Annotated in this window: 12 protein-coding genes and 2 tRNA genes; 5 read left to right on the forward strand and 9 right to left on the reverse strand. The window is 61.0% G+C overall.

The features are described from left to right. Nucleotides 1-11: 11 nt before the first annotated feature. Complete coding sequence (locus H0241_RS09050; RefSeq protein ID WP_181057087.1) at nucleotides 12-1,640, reverse strand: DNA alkylation response protein; 1,629 nt, start codon at nucleotides 1,638-1,640, stop codon at nucleotides 12-14. A gap of 178 nt (nucleotides 1,641-1,818) precedes the next feature. Between H0241_RS09050 and H0241_RS09055 the strand changes: the two genes are divergently transcribed. Genes H0241_RS09055 through dprA form a run of 4 tightly spaced genes read left to right on the forward strand, consistent with a single transcriptional unit; the run spans nucleotide 1,819 to nucleotide 5,859 of the window. Beyond that, entirely contained in the window at nucleotides 1,819-2,781 is a 963-nt protein-coding gene (locus tag H0241_RS09055; protein ID WP_181057088.1) for an aspartate carbamoyltransferase catalytic subunit, read from the forward strand. After that, complete coding sequence (locus H0241_RS09060) at nucleotides 2,778-4,064, forward strand: dihydroorotase (RefSeq protein WP_181057089.1); 1,287 nt, start codon at nucleotides 2,778-2,780, stop codon at nucleotides 4,062-4,064. The genes H0241_RS09055 and H0241_RS09060 overlap by 4 nt, the downstream gene beginning before the upstream one ends. Nucleotides 4,065-4,120: 56 nt before the next feature. Next, entirely contained in the window at nucleotides 4,121-4,726 is a 606-nt protein-coding gene (gene plsY, locus H0241_RS09065; protein ID WP_181057090.1) for a glycerol-3-phosphate 1-O-acyltransferase PlsY, read from the forward strand. Then, nucleotides 4,723-5,859: a DNA-processing protein DprA gene (dprA, locus tag H0241_RS09070; RefSeq protein WP_181057091.1), complete on the forward strand. Its 1,137-nt coding sequence runs from the start codon at nucleotides 4,723-4,725 to the stop codon at nucleotides 5,857-5,859. The genes plsY and dprA overlap by 4 nt, the downstream gene beginning before the upstream one ends. A 10-nt stretch (nucleotides 5,860-5,869) precedes the next feature. On the opposite strand, the gene H0241_RS09075 is transcribed toward dprA, so the two are convergent. From H0241_RS09075 to H0241_RS09100, 6 genes are all read right to left on the reverse strand, one after another. Then, nucleotides 5,870-7,012 carry a hypothetical protein gene (locus H0241_RS09075; RefSeq protein WP_181057092.1) on the reverse strand — a complete coding sequence of 381 codons (1,143 nt, stop codon included), beginning with the start codon at nucleotides 7,010-7,012 and terminating at the stop codon, nucleotides 5,870-5,872. Between the two features lie 1,203 nt (nucleotides 7,013-8,215). After that, nucleotides 8,216-8,312, reverse strand: a tRNA-Asn gene (locus tag H0241_RS09080). An 803-nt stretch (nucleotides 8,313-9,115) separates the two neighbouring features. Beyond that, nucleotides 9,116-9,391 (reverse strand): hypothetical protein, encoded by a 276-nt coding sequence (locus H0241_RS09085; protein ID WP_181057093.1) that lies wholly within the window; start codon nucleotides 9,389-9,391, stop codon nucleotides 9,116-9,118. Nucleotides 9,392-10,107: 716 nt separating this feature from the next. Then, nucleotides 10,108-10,749: a hypothetical protein gene (locus H0241_RS09090; protein WP_181057094.1), complete on the reverse strand. Its 642-nt coding sequence runs from the start codon at nucleotides 10,747-10,749 to the stop codon at nucleotides 10,108-10,110. Between the two features lie 12 nt (nucleotides 10,750-10,761). Then, nucleotides 10,762-11,550 carry a DUF4145 domain-containing protein gene (locus tag H0241_RS35400; RefSeq protein WP_210284825.1) on the reverse strand — a complete coding sequence of 263 codons (789 nt, stop codon included), beginning with the start codon at nucleotides 11,548-11,550 and terminating at the stop codon, nucleotides 10,762-10,764. Nucleotides 11,551-11,871: 321 nt separating this feature from the next. Then, nucleotides 11,872-11,947, reverse strand: a tRNA-Lys gene (locus H0241_RS09100). 323 nt (nucleotides 11,948-12,270) lie between these two features. Here H0241_RS09100 and H0241_RS09105 point away from each other — a divergent pair. Then, complete coding sequence (locus H0241_RS09105) at nucleotides 12,271-12,735, forward strand: BA14K family protein (RefSeq protein WP_181057095.1); 465 nt, start codon at nucleotides 12,271-12,273, stop codon at nucleotides 12,733-12,735. Between the two features lie 97 nt (nucleotides 12,736-12,832). On the opposite strand, the gene H0241_RS09110 is transcribed toward H0241_RS09105, so the two are convergent. Then, nucleotides 12,833-13,309: a DUF6882 domain-containing protein gene (locus H0241_RS09110; protein ID WP_181057096.1), complete on the reverse strand. Its 477-nt coding sequence runs from the start codon at nucleotides 13,307-13,309 to the stop codon at nucleotides 12,833-12,835. Nucleotides 13,310-13,344: 35 nt separating this feature from the next. Further along, the gene (glpK, locus tag H0241_RS09115) at nucleotides 13,345-14,838 is read right to left on the reverse strand and encodes a glycerol kinase GlpK (protein WP_181057097.1); all 1,494 of its coding nucleotides are present in this window, start codon (nucleotides 14,836-14,838) and stop codon (nucleotides 13,345-13,347) included. Between the last annotated feature and the right edge of the window lie 71 nt (nucleotides 14,839-14,909).

Below are 14,909 nucleotides of genomic sequence, written 5' to 3' on the forward strand. Positions count from 1 at the left end.
AGCAGCCGGCCTCAGTTCACCGGCGGATAGAGCGTGTCGATGATCATGCGCGCGTCATGGCGCGAATCGAGCATGCCGTAGGTGTTGCGCCACTGGCCGGCGAGCCGCGTCTCGACAAAGGCATCGGCGATCCGCCCTGCCCCCAGCCGTCGCAATTCCGCCGCCGCCGCCGACAGCGCCAGCTGTTCGGTGAGCAGACGGGCTGATCCCTCATCGGTGCCTGCGACCTGCATGGCGGCCTTCAGCACGCCGATGGTGCCGCGTCCGCCGGCGCCGAGATCGCGGTCGATGCCGGCCAGCACCTCCTCGAACAGGCCGGGCGCGCGGCCAAGCACGCGCAGCACGTCGAGCGCCATGACATTGCCCGACCCTTCCCAGATCGCGTTGACCGGGGCTTCGCGATAGTAGCGGGCGAGCGGCGCCTCCTCGACATAGCCATTGCCGCCGAGGCATTCCATCGCCTCATAGAGCAGCGGCGGCGCGATCTTGCACACCCAGTACTTCACCACCGGGGTCATGGCGCGGGCAAAGGCCGCCTCGCCGCGATCACTGGCCGCCTCGTCGAAGGAGCGCGCAAGGCGGAACGAGAGTGCTGTGGCGGCGGCGACATCGAGCGCCATGTCGGCCAGCACGCGCTGCATCAATGGCTGCTCGATCAGCGTTGAGCCGAACACCTGGCGGTGGCGGGTATGATGGACGGCCTCGGCCAGCCCGGCGCGCATGATCGCCGACGAGGCGACGGCGCAGTCGAGCCGGGTCAGCGTAACCATGTCCATGATCGTCTTCACGCCGGCGCCGGGCTCACCGACCATCTCGCCGATGGCATTGACGAACTCGACCTCCGAGGAGGCGTTGGAGCGATTGCCGAGCTTGTCCTTCAGCCGCTGGAAGCGGAAGCCGTTGCCGGAACCGTCGCCGAGGATGCGCGGAACGAGAAAGCAGGAAAGCCCTTCCGGCGCCTGTCCGAGCACCAGAAAAGCGTCCGACATCGGCGCCGACATGAACCATTTGTGGCCGGTCAGGCGATAAAAGCCGCTGCCGGCACGCTCGGCCCGTGTGGTGTTGGCGCGCACGTCGGTGCCGCCCTGCTTTTCGGTCATGCCCATGCCGAGCGTCAGCCCGGTCTTTTCGACCGGCGGCTTCTGGCTCTGGTCGTATTTGCGCGTCGTCACGCGCGGCGCCCATTCGCGAAACAGTTTTGGACTGGCCATCAGGGCGGCCAGCGATGCGCTGGTCATGGTGATAGGGCACAGATGCCCCGTCTCGAGTTCGGCAGTCAGATAGAAACGCGCAGCGCGCACCTGATGGCGGCGGCCGATCTCGTTGTCGCCATTCTCCCAGATCGAGGAATGCAGCCCGCCGGCGATCGAGCGGCGCATCAGCGCGTGATAGGCCGGGTGGAATTCGACCTGGTCGATGCGCCGGCCCTGGCGGTCATGTGTCCTGAGCTTCGGCGTCTCGACATTGGCCAGGCGCGCCAATTCCTGTGCCTCCTGCGTCAGGACGAATCGGCCAAGCCCGTCGAGATCCTTGCGCACCGGATCGGAAAAACGCTCGGCGAGCTGGATCAGCAACGGATCGCCCCGCCAGGCGTTGCCGCCCGTCAGCGGCGGCGGCTGGTTGGTCACGTCGTCGGTCACGCACTGTCCTTCTGAAGGTAGAATGGCCTTATCGCTACAAAGGCTTCGAATCCGAAGCCATCGGCTAGATATAGCCCAAGCCGGCCGGCGCGCGCGACGAAAATACCGGGGAGAAAGGCCGCAATCCCAAGCTGGCGCTTGCGGCAAGGAATTCTCCCCCCTATAGCAGCGCCTTGAGATGACCGACGCTTCGTCCCTGCCGCTTTATCCTCATCGCCATCTTCTGGGCATCCGCGATCTTTCCCCCGCCGATATCGAGCTTTTGCTCGACCGGGCCGATCGCGCCGTAGCCATTTCGCGGCAGTCCGAGAAAAAGACCTCGACGCTGCGTGGCCGCACTCAAATCAACCTCTTTTACGAAGCCTCGACCCGTACGCAATCATCGTTCGAACTCGCCGGTAAACGGCTTGGCGCCGACGTCATGAACATGTCGGTGGCGAGTTCTTCGGTGAAGAAGGGCGAAACGCTGATCGATACGGCGATGACGCTGAACGCCATGCGTCCCGACATATTGATCATCCGCCACCAGTCGGCAGGCGCGGCTGCCCTTCTGGCGCAGAAGGTCGGCTGCTCGGTGGTGAACGCCGGCGACGGCGCGCATGAGCACCCGACGCAGGCGCTGCTTGACGCGCTGACCATCCGCCGTGCCAAGGGACCGCTGTCGAAGCTGATCGTGGCGATCTGCGGCGACATCCTGCATTCGCGCGTCGCCCGCTCGAACATCATGCTTCTGAACGCGCTTGGCGCGCAGGTGCGGGTCGTTGCGCCGTCGACGCTTTTGCCGTCCGGCATCGAGAAAATGGGCGTCATCGTCTCGCGCTCGATGGCCGAAGGGCTGAAGGGCGCCGATGTGGTGATGATGCTGCGCCTGCAGCGCGAGCGCATGGAAGGCGCCTTCGTGCCTTCGGTGCGCGAATATTTCCGCTATTTCGGCCTCGATGCGGAAAAGCTGAAGGCGGCCAAGGAAGGCGCGCTGGTCATGCATCCCGGGCCGATGAACCGCGGCGTCGAAATCGCCTCTGAAATCGCCGATGGCCCGCAAAGCGTCATCCAGGAACAGGTCGAGATGGGCGTGGCCGTGCGCATGGCGGTGATGGAAGCGCTGCTCGATCCGCGCCGCAACGAGGGCCGGAGCGCATGAGCACGACGGTCTTTGAGCGCGCCCGCATCGTCGACCCATCACGCGGCATCGATGAAGTCGGCACCGTCATTGTCGAGGGCAGGAAAATCGTTGCTGCCGGCAAGGCTGCCCTGAACCAGGGCGTGCCGGCGGGCGCCACCGTCGTCGACTGCGCCGGCAAGGCGGTCATTCCCGGCCTCATCGACGCGAGGGTCTTCATCGGCGAGCCCGGCGGCGAACATCGCGAGACGATCGCATCGGCAAGCGTTGCGGCGGCGGCCGGCGGCGTCACCTCTATCGTCATGATGCCCGACACCGATCCGGTGATCGACAATGTCGCGCTGGTCGAATTCGTGCTGCGCACCGCGCGGGACACGGCAATCGTCAACATCTTCCCGGCGGCGGCGATAACCAAGGGTCTTGCCGGCCGCGAGATGACCGAGTTCGGCCTGCTGCGCGAAGCCGGCGCTGTTGCCTTCACCGACGGCCGCCACACAATATCCAGCGCGCTGGTGATGCGCCGGGCACTGACCTACGCCCGCGATTTCGGTGGCGTCATCGCGCATGAGACGCAGGATGGCGACCTCGCCTCGGCCGGCGTCATGAATGAAGGCCTCTATGCCAGCTGGCTCGGCCTTGCCGGCATTCCGCGCGAGGCCGAGTCCATCCCGCTGGAGCGCGACCTGGCGCTGGCGCGGCTGACGCGCGGCGCCTACCATGCGGCCAAGATCTCGACAGAAATGGCCGCGCAAGCGGTGACGCGGGCGAAAGCCGACCAGGCCAATGTCACCGCAGGCGTTGCGATCCACAATCTGTCGCTCAACGAGAACGATGTCGGGGAATACCGTACCTTCTTCCGGCTGACGCCCCCTTTGCGCGCCGAAGAGGATCGGCTGGCGATGATCGAGGCGGTCAAGGACGGCACGATCGACATCATCGTCTCCTCGCACGACCCGCAGGATGTCGACACCAAGCGCCTGCCCTTCGCCGATGCGGCTGCCGGCGCTATCGGGCTGGAGACTCTGCTGGGCGCAGCACTGCGGCTCTATCACAATGGCGATTTGCCATTGCTGAGGCTGATCGAGACGCTGTCCACCGCGCCGGCGAAACTGTTCGGCTTGCCGGGCGGCTCGTTGAAGCCGGGCGCGCCGGCCGACCTTGCGGTCGTCGACCTCGACGAACCCTGGATCGTCAGCGAAAGCGGCATTCGTTCGCGCTCGAAAAACACCTGTTTCGAAGGCGCACGGCTGCAAGGCAAGGTCTTGCAAACACTGGTGGCGGGCCGCACAGTGTTTTCAGCCTAGAGCGATCGCGGCATATTGCACGCCTATCAGCTGCGAGAGAAATGCGGGGGGAAACAATGAGTTACAACGTCATCCTGGCATTGCTGTTCGGCTATCTCCTGGGCTCGATTCCCTTCGGCCTGCTGATTACCCGCGCAGCCGGCCTTGGCGACGTGCGTAAGATCGGCTCCGGGAATATCGGCGCCACCAATGTTCTTCGCACCGGCAACAAGGGCCTGGCTGCCGCGACGCTTGTGCTCGACGCGCTGAAGGGTACGGCGGCGGTGATGATCGCGCGCCATTTTGGGCACGACTTCGGACTTTGGGCCGGCTTTGGACTCTGGGCAGGCCTTGGCGCCTTCCTTGGCCATCTGTTTCCGGTCTGGCTTGGTTTCAAGGGCGGCAAGGGCGTGGCGACCTATCTCGGCGTGCTGATCGCGCTCGGCTGGCATGTGGCGCTGATCTTTATCGTCGTCTGGCTGGCGATGGCTTTTCTGTTTCGCTACTCCTCGCTGGCAGCGCTTACGGCGGCGGTCATCGTGCCGATAGCGCTTTATTTCTGGAGCACACCTGAGACTGCCGCGCTGTTCCTGGTGATGAGCCTGATCGTCATCTTCAAACACCGCGCCAATATTTCGCGCCTTCTCGCCGGCACTGAAGGCAAGATCGGAGCCAAGGGGTGAGCAAGCCTGCCGCCGGGCCGCGCCTCAGCGACCGGCAGCGGCTGAGCTGGCTGCGCCTGATCCGCACGCAAAATGTCGGCCCGGCCTCGTTTCGCGAATTGATCAACCGCTTCGGCTCGGCCGAGGCAGCTTTGGAGATGCTGCCCGAGCTGATGATTTCGGGGGGCGCCAAAAGGATCGTGCGCATTCCTTCGGTCGAGGAGGCGGAAGCGGAACTGGAAGCGGCCGGGGCGAACGGCGCCCGCTTCGTCGGCATCGGCGAGGCCGACTACCCGCCGATGCTGAAAAACATGGACAACCCGCCGCCGCTGATCGCGATGAAGGGCGAAGCTGTGGTGTTTCGGCTGCCGGCGGTCGCCATTGTCGGCGCCCGCAACGCATCGCTCGCCGGGATCAAAATGGCGCGCATGCTGGCGACTGACCTTGGCCGCGACGGCTATGCCGTCGTCTCCGGCCTGGCGCGCGGCATCGATACGGCCGCACATCAGGGCAGCCTTGCGACAGGCACGATTGGGGTGCTGGCCGGCGGGCTCGATGTTCCCTACCCGCCTGAAAATGCCGGTCTCACCAATGACATCGCCGAACGCGGCGGCGCCGTCATTTCGGAAATGCCGTTCGGCTGGCAGCCGCGGGCGCAGGATTTTCCGCGCCGCAACCGGCTTGTCGCGGGTGCGGCCTTCGGACTGGTGGTGATCGAAGCGGCGCAACGCTCGGGTTCGCTGATCAGCGCGCGCCTGGCCGGTGAAATGGGCCGGCTGGTCTTTGCCGTGCCGGGTTCGCCGCTCGATCCGCGTTGCGCCGGCTCCAACGGCCTACTCAAGGACGGCGCCACCCTGGTTACCGAGGCGGCCGATGTTTCGGGCGCGATCGCGCCCCTGGCCGGTATACGGGCGCCACGGGCAACGGGGCCGGAAAAGGCGCCCGACTTTTCTGCAGCGCCGCCACCCGGCGAGGACGAGCGCAGCGGCGTGCTCGAAGTACTGGGGCCAACACCGGTGGGCGTGGACGAGATCATCCGCCACACCGGGCTCAACGCCGCGCAGGTATCGATGGTGCTGCTGGAACTCGACCTCGCGGGCCGCATCGAGCGCCACGCCGGCGGCAATGTCTCGCTGGTTTTCAGCGGCTCCTGAACTCTATCGGCTAGCGGAACAGATACTTCGACACTTCCGGGTTGCCGCGGCGCCACATCACATTGTCCAGAAAATAGTGATGCACGTTGATGAATATCAGCACGATGAAGAAGAAGAGCGACGAACCGAGGACTTGCCGGTCGTACGGGATCAAAGCCGTCAGCGCGGACGGGATCAGCCAGAAGCCGAGATAGCCAAGGGCGGTGCCGCCGACGATAAAGCCGAGGAGCCGAAACCTGTAGAGGGGGCCGAGAAAGGACAGGACCTTCGGCTGCGGATCGCTTTCGGCATCGGAGCTGTCGCGCTCGACATTGGTCTGGTAGCGCCAAACCACGGCGAGATACTGCAGCGAGTGAAGCGCGGGCACGATCAGCAGCCAGAGCGGGTTTATCCTCGCAATCAGGATCCAGAGATAGAGCGACGCGACATAGGCCACCAAGCCGTTATAGGGCAGACCGCCGCCGTTCTTTCGCCAGCGATTGACCAACATCAAAAGCGTGGCCACCGTCGACGCAAGGGCCGCCAGCAGGGCAGTGTCGGTAATCCAGGAAGGGGCGGCGAATGTGTAATAGTCCAGCCCGTAGTATTTGCCCTGGGTGACCGCCGTGTTGGTCTGAAGCCATGCCAGGATCCACACCGCATACGAGTTGACCAGCAGCACCTTCTTGTCGCGGTCGTCGAAGAATTTGCGCTTGAGAACCGCATCCACCATCAGCATGCCGTAGCCCTGCTTGACGTAGTGCCAGCCGACGAAAAAGAACATGGCGTTGGTTGCATAGCCGAGCAGGCGCGTGTTCGCCGCCGCCGCGCCATAGGCAAAGAACCCGACCATGACCAGGGGCACGACAATGCCCGCGAAGATGTAGCGGAGCTGCAGACTCCGGTCGTAGCCGTCGCCGGATACCTTGCGCCCGAAATTGCGATAGAAAAGTTGGTAGGAGTGGGCGAAGTGGGGATAGTTCACGAGATAGGCCACGAATACCATCGTTGCGGCCACCGGCCCCTCATACTCGAGCGGCACCAGAAACAGCACCGGCAAAATGAGAAACGCGCTGCCGCCCAGCATCAGGAAATCGGCGACCGGGCCGAACAGGTATTTTTGAGGTGTCGCCGCCTTAGGAGCTACAGCATCCGCCGAAAGCTGAAGTGTCATGGTTGAACCCTCCCCTGGGAAGGTTCGAGTTTAGCCAGCGACGGGTGTGGCGACAAGGTTAGGCTGCGCTCTGTGCCGACGTTGGCCCCAGGTTCATCCTGCAAGGCTACCACTCGCCAGCCAGGGCCGATGCCGGGATCCGGGAACTGAAGGCAAGGCTCAAGCGGCTCGCGCCAGACGAGAAGGACGCGGCCGACAAATTCAGGCGGGTTGAAGATATCCGACCGAGCGCTCGCGCATCCTCAAGACGAGCAGGCGGGTAGCTGCGAACGGCGCCATGACGACAAACGCCATCGCGACGCTGACGAAAACCGACAAGAGACAAATCCCGCCGGGGACGGAGCAAACAGTTTCCATGACGTACCCCTTTTCCACCGTTAACCTGGTGGCCTCCTCCGCGCGTTTCCAAGGATGCTCCCGCTTCAAGAGAAATGCAAGCATGTGCAAATAGACGCGGACCGGAGGGGCGCCATTGCCCGAGGTCTGCTGTTGGCCGTGAGGCGCAGCAGCAGGCCGAGATGGGACCTGTTCCGGCAGCGGGTGCAAAGCGCTGTCTGCAGGGCCACAGCAAGTTGCCAGGAGACGCACAGGCCTCATACGGGGCGAACCGCGGCCAACGGTAGCGTGCGCTGAAACCAATTCAAAGCTCAATCGTTAACTTAGGGTATGGCGCCAATCGGGGAGTGCGCATGAACCCTCGTGACAACACCGTTTCTCCGTTTGAGGAGGAACAATACCAAGCCCGAATCGCAAAGAACGCACGCCTCAGAGAGCTTCGATCTCAGGCGTCCTGGCTGGCTTTCGACCCTCATGCCCAGTTTCATGATGAGGTAGACCTCTCAGCCATTTTCGAGGAAAACGCGTTGCGCCAACGCTTATAGAGCGGGCCAAGTCCCAGGGACTTCAGTCGTAATTGAGTCATTCCTAATATGCCTATAGCTTAGGCAGTGCGGGGGACCCCCGAAATCCAAACCCGCAATGGCCGGTGCGCCTCGCTTGCCCAAGCAACCCCCCGCACCGGCCATTTCTAATTTCTGGCGACCCTTACCGCTGAGGAGGTATCGCATTGAGGCGATGGCTGGCGCTCCATCCTCCACCCCTTGAACTCAAGTCCCTGAATCACATCCATCGCACCACCGTTAATTAGCCGAGACGCTTAACAGCACTCGTCGCGCACAAGCTAAAGAGGTTGGATGTTGTTGATGAGCGCGATGGGATTCGAACCCATGACCTACTGATTAACAATCAGAACGGCAACGAGCCTATCAGCTGCAACGCAAACCCCGTAGCCAACATGCCCAAGGCCGTGTTGGTTAGATCACGGAGTTCGTGGGTTTCGAAGTTAGGGTTGTAGGTTTGATCAATTTCGAGGAATGAGCGATTGATGAGTTCCACGTCCAGTAGTCCGTCCGACCCCACGATTTTCTGCGGAGGAAGGCCGGCGCTCCTGCGATAATACTGATGCGAAAGCGATGTTCCTCTGGCGTAAGCGGCTTGGAGCGCTCGTATTAGCCGCGAGAGCGGATCATTCCGCCCCGACAGGCGCGCTAACCTCGCATGCGATTTTGTCGCATGTCTCGCCATGCTGTGCTGGTTGATCTTCTTCCCTGCTGAATTGAACTTAAGCAATTGCATAGCGATCATGGTGCCAGCCTGAACGGGTTTCGCCAGCAGCAACGCTCCGCATATGTCGACGATGAGGCCCATGCTCGACCAGGTGCCGGCTGATAACAAGAGGTTCATTCGTCTTCCCCATCGCGTAGAATGGCCAGCCCCTGAGAGGCCCCGCTCGCTGAAAATATGTTGTGATTTAAAAATGCCTGTGTTGCGAAAAACGCAACTTCCCCCCAATGTTAGTGTGGCTAAAACGTTAGTGTGGCTAAAACTGGAAACGGGAGGTAGCGCAAACTACCTCCCGCCTGCCCGTGCCAGCCGGGAAGATGGGTTTGCGGCGCTTTCTCAGGGGTGAGGGACGCCGCAGACCCGACCCAGCACCCATACAATCTACAATGGAAGTGACTCCCGCGCTTTGCCGCCGCTGGCTTTCCCACAAGCTTTTTGTTCCCATTTCGTTCTAATGTGTGATTTTTTTGGGCGATTGGGTCAAGAGTTTGAGCCAATGGTGCGTTTGGTCATCGAGAATGGGGGGTGCTCGACGCTCACTACGACTTGATAGCTTGGCGCGCCGAATGCTCCGAATAGCCTGATCGGGACGATCCAAGTAACACCGAATTTGGTTACACCACGCGCAAGGCCAAGTTCGTGCATCTCGGTAGATGCGGGGATCAATTTGGGAGCGCCGCCAATCAGATAGGGCAATGGCGGTGCGGTCGAATCTCGCAAGATGGTGTCCGGCAAAACTGGATTGAATTGATCCATGTCGTCGCGCTCGGCAGTTGCATATCCATGAGCGATCTTGGCAAGCAGTAGCGCGAAGCGTTCACCTATTAGTGCGCCTTTATACGTTCGCCCTTCCGTTTGCCCCGAACATTTCGAAAATCCTGGCTGGGTCGCCGGCTGACATGTTCACAAACTTGAATGAAGGGGTATTGATATCTGTCCGGCTTGGCTCACGCTCATAGAGGATTTCTGGCGGATCAAAGACCGGAAGCAGAAGCGTAAAGGGGGCCAATTCTACCGGCACCTCCCGCGTCACCCATGCACCTCCAATCTTAAGCTCTAGCGGCAGGGTCTCTGGGCGTTCTTTCGGGCGCTTTGTTTTGAGACCTAGTGCGTATCGCAATGGGCCCATAGTCTGCTTCATGCAGTACTGTTCAAACCGGCTTATCTTGCCTTCGCAAGCGCCGCATGAAGCTTCAGGGAGAACGAGGTTGCCGTTTATCGCTTCAGGAACGATGTGTTCATCGCCTAGTTTGGCGCGTAGGACGGAATACCTGGTAGCGTCGCAGTAGATACATCGGCCGACAGCCTTGTAAACCGGAGCCACTAGCCGAGGTACTGCCTGATTATGGCTCGATCGATTTTTTTCTGGGGGCCCCTAGTCGACTCGTGAGGCAACACATCCCAGCGGCCGGTGTCGTCCAATCGTAGGGCCTCTCGAACTTGATCTTCTGCGTTGGGAAACCTGTCTTTGATTAGCTTATTGACAGCCCCTGCCCCGCGTGTGTTCCACGCATCAATATAATCGTCTTCCCAGTCCCGCATCGCATAACTCCTCTAGAGGATGATCCGCCGCATAATCTTACCAACGGGCGAGCGGATTGCCTTGTGCTGGTGCCCCAACCAAATTCGTCCGGGTACTTGGCCATCTCGGCCCATATATGGTCAGGGATCACGTGCGGCCAAGCGGGCGCGGTATGAGCACCGGTACCTGATAAAACCAGCCCCTTTGCAATGAGACCTACAAACCGCCCCTCACCAAAGGGATAGGCTAGGGCTTGCTGATTTGAACTAAACAAAAACGACATGATGGCGTGCTCGCGATCGTTAAGATTGTGCAGCCAAACAATTTGCGCCTTGCGGTATTTTCTCGTCCGATTCCATTTTCCCAGGCGACGAAACCCGCGTCCGATCGACTGAAGTGTGAAGACAATGCAAATGCCTGCCGCAAAGACGGCAACCGCAAAAATGACGGTCAGCACCCATTCGGGGATACCGCTCGCGTATCGAACGCCGTAGGCATTACCTGCCAGAAGAGCCACGCAACCGATCAGGGCGGTCAGGGCTACCGGCCAAGCCACTGCCAGCGCTTCCAAGAACTCTTTCAGACTTGGCATTTCGACCCTCGGTTAGCTCTTGGAGGACGGTTTGCCGGCCGCTGCAAGCTTCGCGTCCAATGCAGCCTTGCGCGCAGCAGCATGTGCAGGTCGGACATAAAAATGTTCGAAGCATTCCTCCAAGACCTCGAGACACCACTCGGCCTCTTCCGGCTCAACGTCTATGATCTGAAGAGTTGTGACGTCTGTGATTGGATGCGCCGAGAAATTTCCGAAATTGCGTATTCCATCGACCGCCGTGCGAAGGGTGATAGGAATTGCCTTCGTCGTGTCGGTCTCGGCAAGGAGCATATCGATCTCTTTCGCAAGATCCTTTGCCGCGTAGCCGTGGGCACGGAGCACAGCTTGGAGGCACCGCCTGGCAAGCGCCGCCGAAGCCTTGGGGCTTATAGACAGGACCCGGCAGGCTTCAATGTAGTCAATAGCGACCGTGTTCGGAACTTCCTTAGGAACTGGACCCCTGTTGGCGCCCATTGGTTCCACCAAGAAGGCCTTATCAGCGCCGCCCGTAGGTATAGTGTACACAGCGGTAACTTTGTCGCATTTTGGGCAGACGGTCGTCTGGATACCGCGATCCGCGGGCCTCCCGCTCACCGCGACTTTCGACTGATTCCAGACTTCGAAAAAATGAATCGCGCAGTGTGGACACTTCATAACTCGCCCCGATTCCCAAGTTGTCACGATGCCACGAAGCCGTGCCTCGTGGAAATATGGGTCTTCCATATCGTTGCCGTACGCCAAGCTATTGAAAGCAATAGAAACGGGTGTGAAAAAAGAGTTCGTCAGAGAGGCGAAACCCATACCGCTTTCGGTCTAGCCTGTGCGCCGTGAACTGAACACGGGAGCATCAAATGAGCAAAAATGCTGAAATTGTCCGCCAGATCAAAGACCAATACCGGGACCGTCCTGTCGAAGAGATCCTAGCTCTTATGGCGTGGATGAGGGCCGCGTTCCCCCACCTATGGCCGTGACGACTCCCGCCGCCAACGGTTGGGTTAGGCTAAACCGCCCTACGGGGCGGCTTCTTGCGCGCAACGGAACCCCAGAGGGAACCTCAGAGGCACCAACGCGCAATACATCAGTAGGAGTCTACAGATAACATATTGATTTCTTTGTGATTGTTGGTGAGCGCGATGGGATTCGAACCCATGACCTACTGATTAAAAGTCAGTTGCTCTACCGGCTGAGCTACGCGCTCCCGCGGGCTCTAAAGGCCGCCCTCGAAATTGCGCGGAACATAGGGAGAGTACCGCGACCGGTCAACCGGAAAAAGAGGGCCCTTTCACCGAGGTTTCTGGCATCGCATGACGCCCCGCAAATTGCCTCGGCGGGACGCCCGGTAAGCCGCTCCCGCAATGAGGTCGCCGCTTCTAATCTGCGGGTGCGTGAGATGGGCTTCTCTTTCGAGCCGACTGAAGAAACATTACAAATCAGCAACTTATCCTTTTTGGCGGAACCTTAGAACTGCCGATCCGTTTTCCCTCCACAAGGGACGTCAACCACCCTTTCAAGGAGAAGGTCATGAACAAGATCGCAACGGGTCTGCTGGCGACTACACTGTCAGTTTCATTCGCGGCTGCGGCGATCGTGCCGGCCGATGCCGCGCAGATGTTCGTGCCGCAAGCACCGTCGGCTCCGTCCAATGTGCAGGCGGTCGACTATCAGCCGTGGATGAGGCACCGGAACTTCAACCGTAATCGCGACTTCCGCGTCAGCCGCAATGATGGCATGTACTGGAACGGCCATCGCGGCTATCGCGAATACCGCAGGGGCTATCGCCGTCATGGCGACTACTGGTTCCCGCTGGCTGCCTTCGCCACCGGCGCCCTGATCACCGGCGCGATCGTCAACAGCGAGAACAACCGCGTCTACCGGGGCGATTCGCATGTGCAGTGGTGCTATGACCGCTACCGGTCCTACCGCGCATCGGACAACACGTTCCAGCCCTATAACGGGCCGCGGCAGCAATGTTATTCGCCCTACTGATCGCGTAGTCTGATCGGATACGGGAGGCTGAAAGGGCTCATGCTGGTAACGGCATGGGCCCTCTCCTTTCATTTTCATCCTGTGAAGCGACTGCGGACTAGCTGGCCCAGCCGATGGTCTTGATGACCAGATACAGACCTCCGCCTTCGCCACGCGGAGAACGGTAGGCGCCAAGGGCCTTGCAAATTCGAACCATCGCCCCGGTCAGTTCCCAGCCGAGCGCTTCCAGGTCATTCTCCGTATCGATCACATAGGCCTGGGCCAGTTCTTGAATGGCGTTCTCCTCTCCGAAGGATCGGACCAGCTTTGCGTCGCCAAGGAGTTCGCCAGGCAAGTTTGAATTTGCCCAGGCCCAGAGCCAGTTGTCGGCCTTGGCGCTCGTTGAGCCCGCAATCTGGATTTCGGAAACGACCTTGATGACTCCCTCCTCAGAGAACAGAAGCTTTCCAGCCTTCAGGTCGTAATCGTAGCGGGGCCAAGTGCCGAGGCGGAATTCCCTATTCAAGTGGTCGTTCTTGGCGTTCAGCTGCTCGAAAGCTTCTTCACGCCAAGCAGAATACCAATCTGGATCCATTCCCCTCGCCCCAGCGCATTCTTCCCACCGCCCACTTATTGCACGCTCAACGTCCTGCGCACAGCATCGCGCCAGCCTGTCAGCTTGGCGGAGCGTGTCGAGGCATCCATGTCCGGCTTGAAGCGCCGCTCGAGTGCCCAGCTCCTGGCAAAATCCTTCGCCTTCGGCCACACGCCGGCCTTCGAGCCGGCGAGCCATGCAGCACCCAGCGCCGTCGTCTCCAGAATGGTCGGGCGATCGACCGGCGCATCGAGGATGTCGGCCAGCCGCTGCATGGTCCAGTCGGAGGCCACCATGCCGCCATCGACGCGAAGCACGGTCTTGGCCGAAGCGCCCTTCCAGTCCTTGCGCATGGCGTCGAGCAGATCGCGCGTCTGGTAGGCAACGGATTCCAGCGCCGCGCGGGCAAACTCCGCCGGACCCGAATTGCGCGTCAGCCCGAAGATCGCGCCACGCGCTTCGGCGTCCCAATGCGGCGCGCCGAGGCCCACGAATGCGGGCACCAGATAGACGTTCTGCGTCGGGTCGGCGGTTGCCGCCAGCACGCCGCTGTGCTCGGCCTTGCCGATCACCTTGATGCCGTCGCGCAGCCATTGCACGGCGGCACCGGCGATGAAGATCGAACCTTCCAGCGCATAGGTGGTCTTGCCGTTCAGCCGGTAGGCAATGGTGGTCAACAGCCGGTTCTTCGAGCGCACCAGATCGGCGCCGGTGTTGAGCAGCGCGAAACAGCCGGTGCCGTAAGTGGATTTCATCATGCCCGGCTCGAAACATGCCTGGCCGATGGTCGCCGCGTGCTGGTCGCCGGCCACGCCAAGGATTCGTATCTCGGCGCCGAACAGACTTTTCTCCGTCACGCCGTAGTCGTCGGCGCAATCCTTGACCTCGGGCAGCATCCCGGCCGGGATGCGCAGGATGGAGAGCAGATCGTCGTCCCAGACATTCTTCTCGATGTTGTAGACCAGCGTGCGCGAGGCGTTGGTGGCGTCGGTGGCGTGCATCTTGCCGCCTGTCAGCCGCCAGATCAAAAAACTGTCGATGGTGCCGGCGAGCAGTTCGCCCTTTTCGGCGCGTTTTCTGGCGCCCTTCATCTTGTCCAGCATCCAGGCGATCTTGGTGCCGGAGAAATAGGGATCGAGCAGCAGGCCGGTCTTCTTGCTGAATTTTTTCTCCAGCCCCTGCTTCTTCAGCTTCTGGCAGAGCGGCGCGGTGCGGCGGTCCTGCCAGACGATGGCGTTGTGGATCGGCTTGCCGGTTGCCTTGTCCCAGATGACGACGGTTTCGCGCTGGTTGGTGATGCCGATAGCCGCGACATCCGATGCCTCGCGGCCGGCAGCCTTCAGCGCGCTTTTGACGGTGGCGACGACGCTCGACCAGATCTCCTCCGGGTCGTGCTCGACCCAGCCGGAGGCTGGATAGTGTTGGGTGAATTCCTGCTGCTTGCTGCCGGCAACCTTCATCTCGCCGTCGAACAGGATCGCCCTGGTCGATGTGGTGCCCTGGTCGATCGCAAGGATGTATCCGGTCATTAGTCCTCCCGGTAGCTCGCTTATACAAACAGGGGAGACGGCAAGATGCCGCCTCCCCGTTCACTATGATC

Source organism: Mesorhizobium neociceri (assembly GCF_013520985.1).
Lineage (GTDB): Bacteria > Pseudomonadota > Alphaproteobacteria > Rhizobiales > Rhizobiaceae > Mesorhizobium > Mesorhizobium neociceri.

Bases quoted from the DNA above. Each gene is read 5' to 3' on its own strand.
- H0241_RS09105 (WP_181057095.1), top strand. From the start codon at position 12,271: ATGAACAAGATCGCAACGGGTCTGCTGGCGACTACACTGTCAGTTTCA.
- H0241_RS09110 (WP_181057096.1), bottom strand. From the start codon at position 13,309: ATGGATCCAGATTGGTATTCTGCTTGGCGTGAAGAAGCTTTCGAGCAG.
- H0241_RS09090 (WP_181057094.1), bottom strand. From the start codon at position 10,749: ATGCCAAGTCTGAAAGAGTTCTTGGAAGCGCTGGCAGTGGCTTGGCCG.
- H0241_RS09055 (WP_181057088.1), top strand. From the start codon at position 1,819: ATGACCGACGCTTCGTCCCTGCCGCTTTATCCTCATCGCCATCTTCTG.
- H0241_RS35400 (WP_210284825.1), bottom strand. From the start codon at position 11,550: ATGGGTTTCGCCTCTCTGACGAACTCTTTTTTCACACCCGTTTCTATT.
- glpK (WP_181057097.1), bottom strand. From the start codon at position 14,838: ATGACCGGATACATCCTTGCGATCGACCAGGGCACCACATCGACCAGG.
- H0241_RS09060 (WP_181057089.1), top strand. From the start codon at position 2,778: ATGAGCACGACGGTCTTTGAGCGCGCCCGCATCGTCGACCCATCACGC.
- H0241_RS09085 (WP_181057093.1), bottom strand. From the start codon at position 9,391: ATGGATCAATTCAATCCAGTTTTGCCGGACACCATCTTGCGAGATTCG.
- H0241_RS09075 (WP_181057092.1), bottom strand. From the start codon at position 7,012: ATGACACTTCAGCTTTCGGCGGATGCTGTAGCTCCTAAGGCGGCGACA.
- plsY (WP_181057090.1), top strand. From the start codon at position 4,121: ATGAGTTACAACGTCATCCTGGCATTGCTGTTCGGCTATCTCCTGGGC.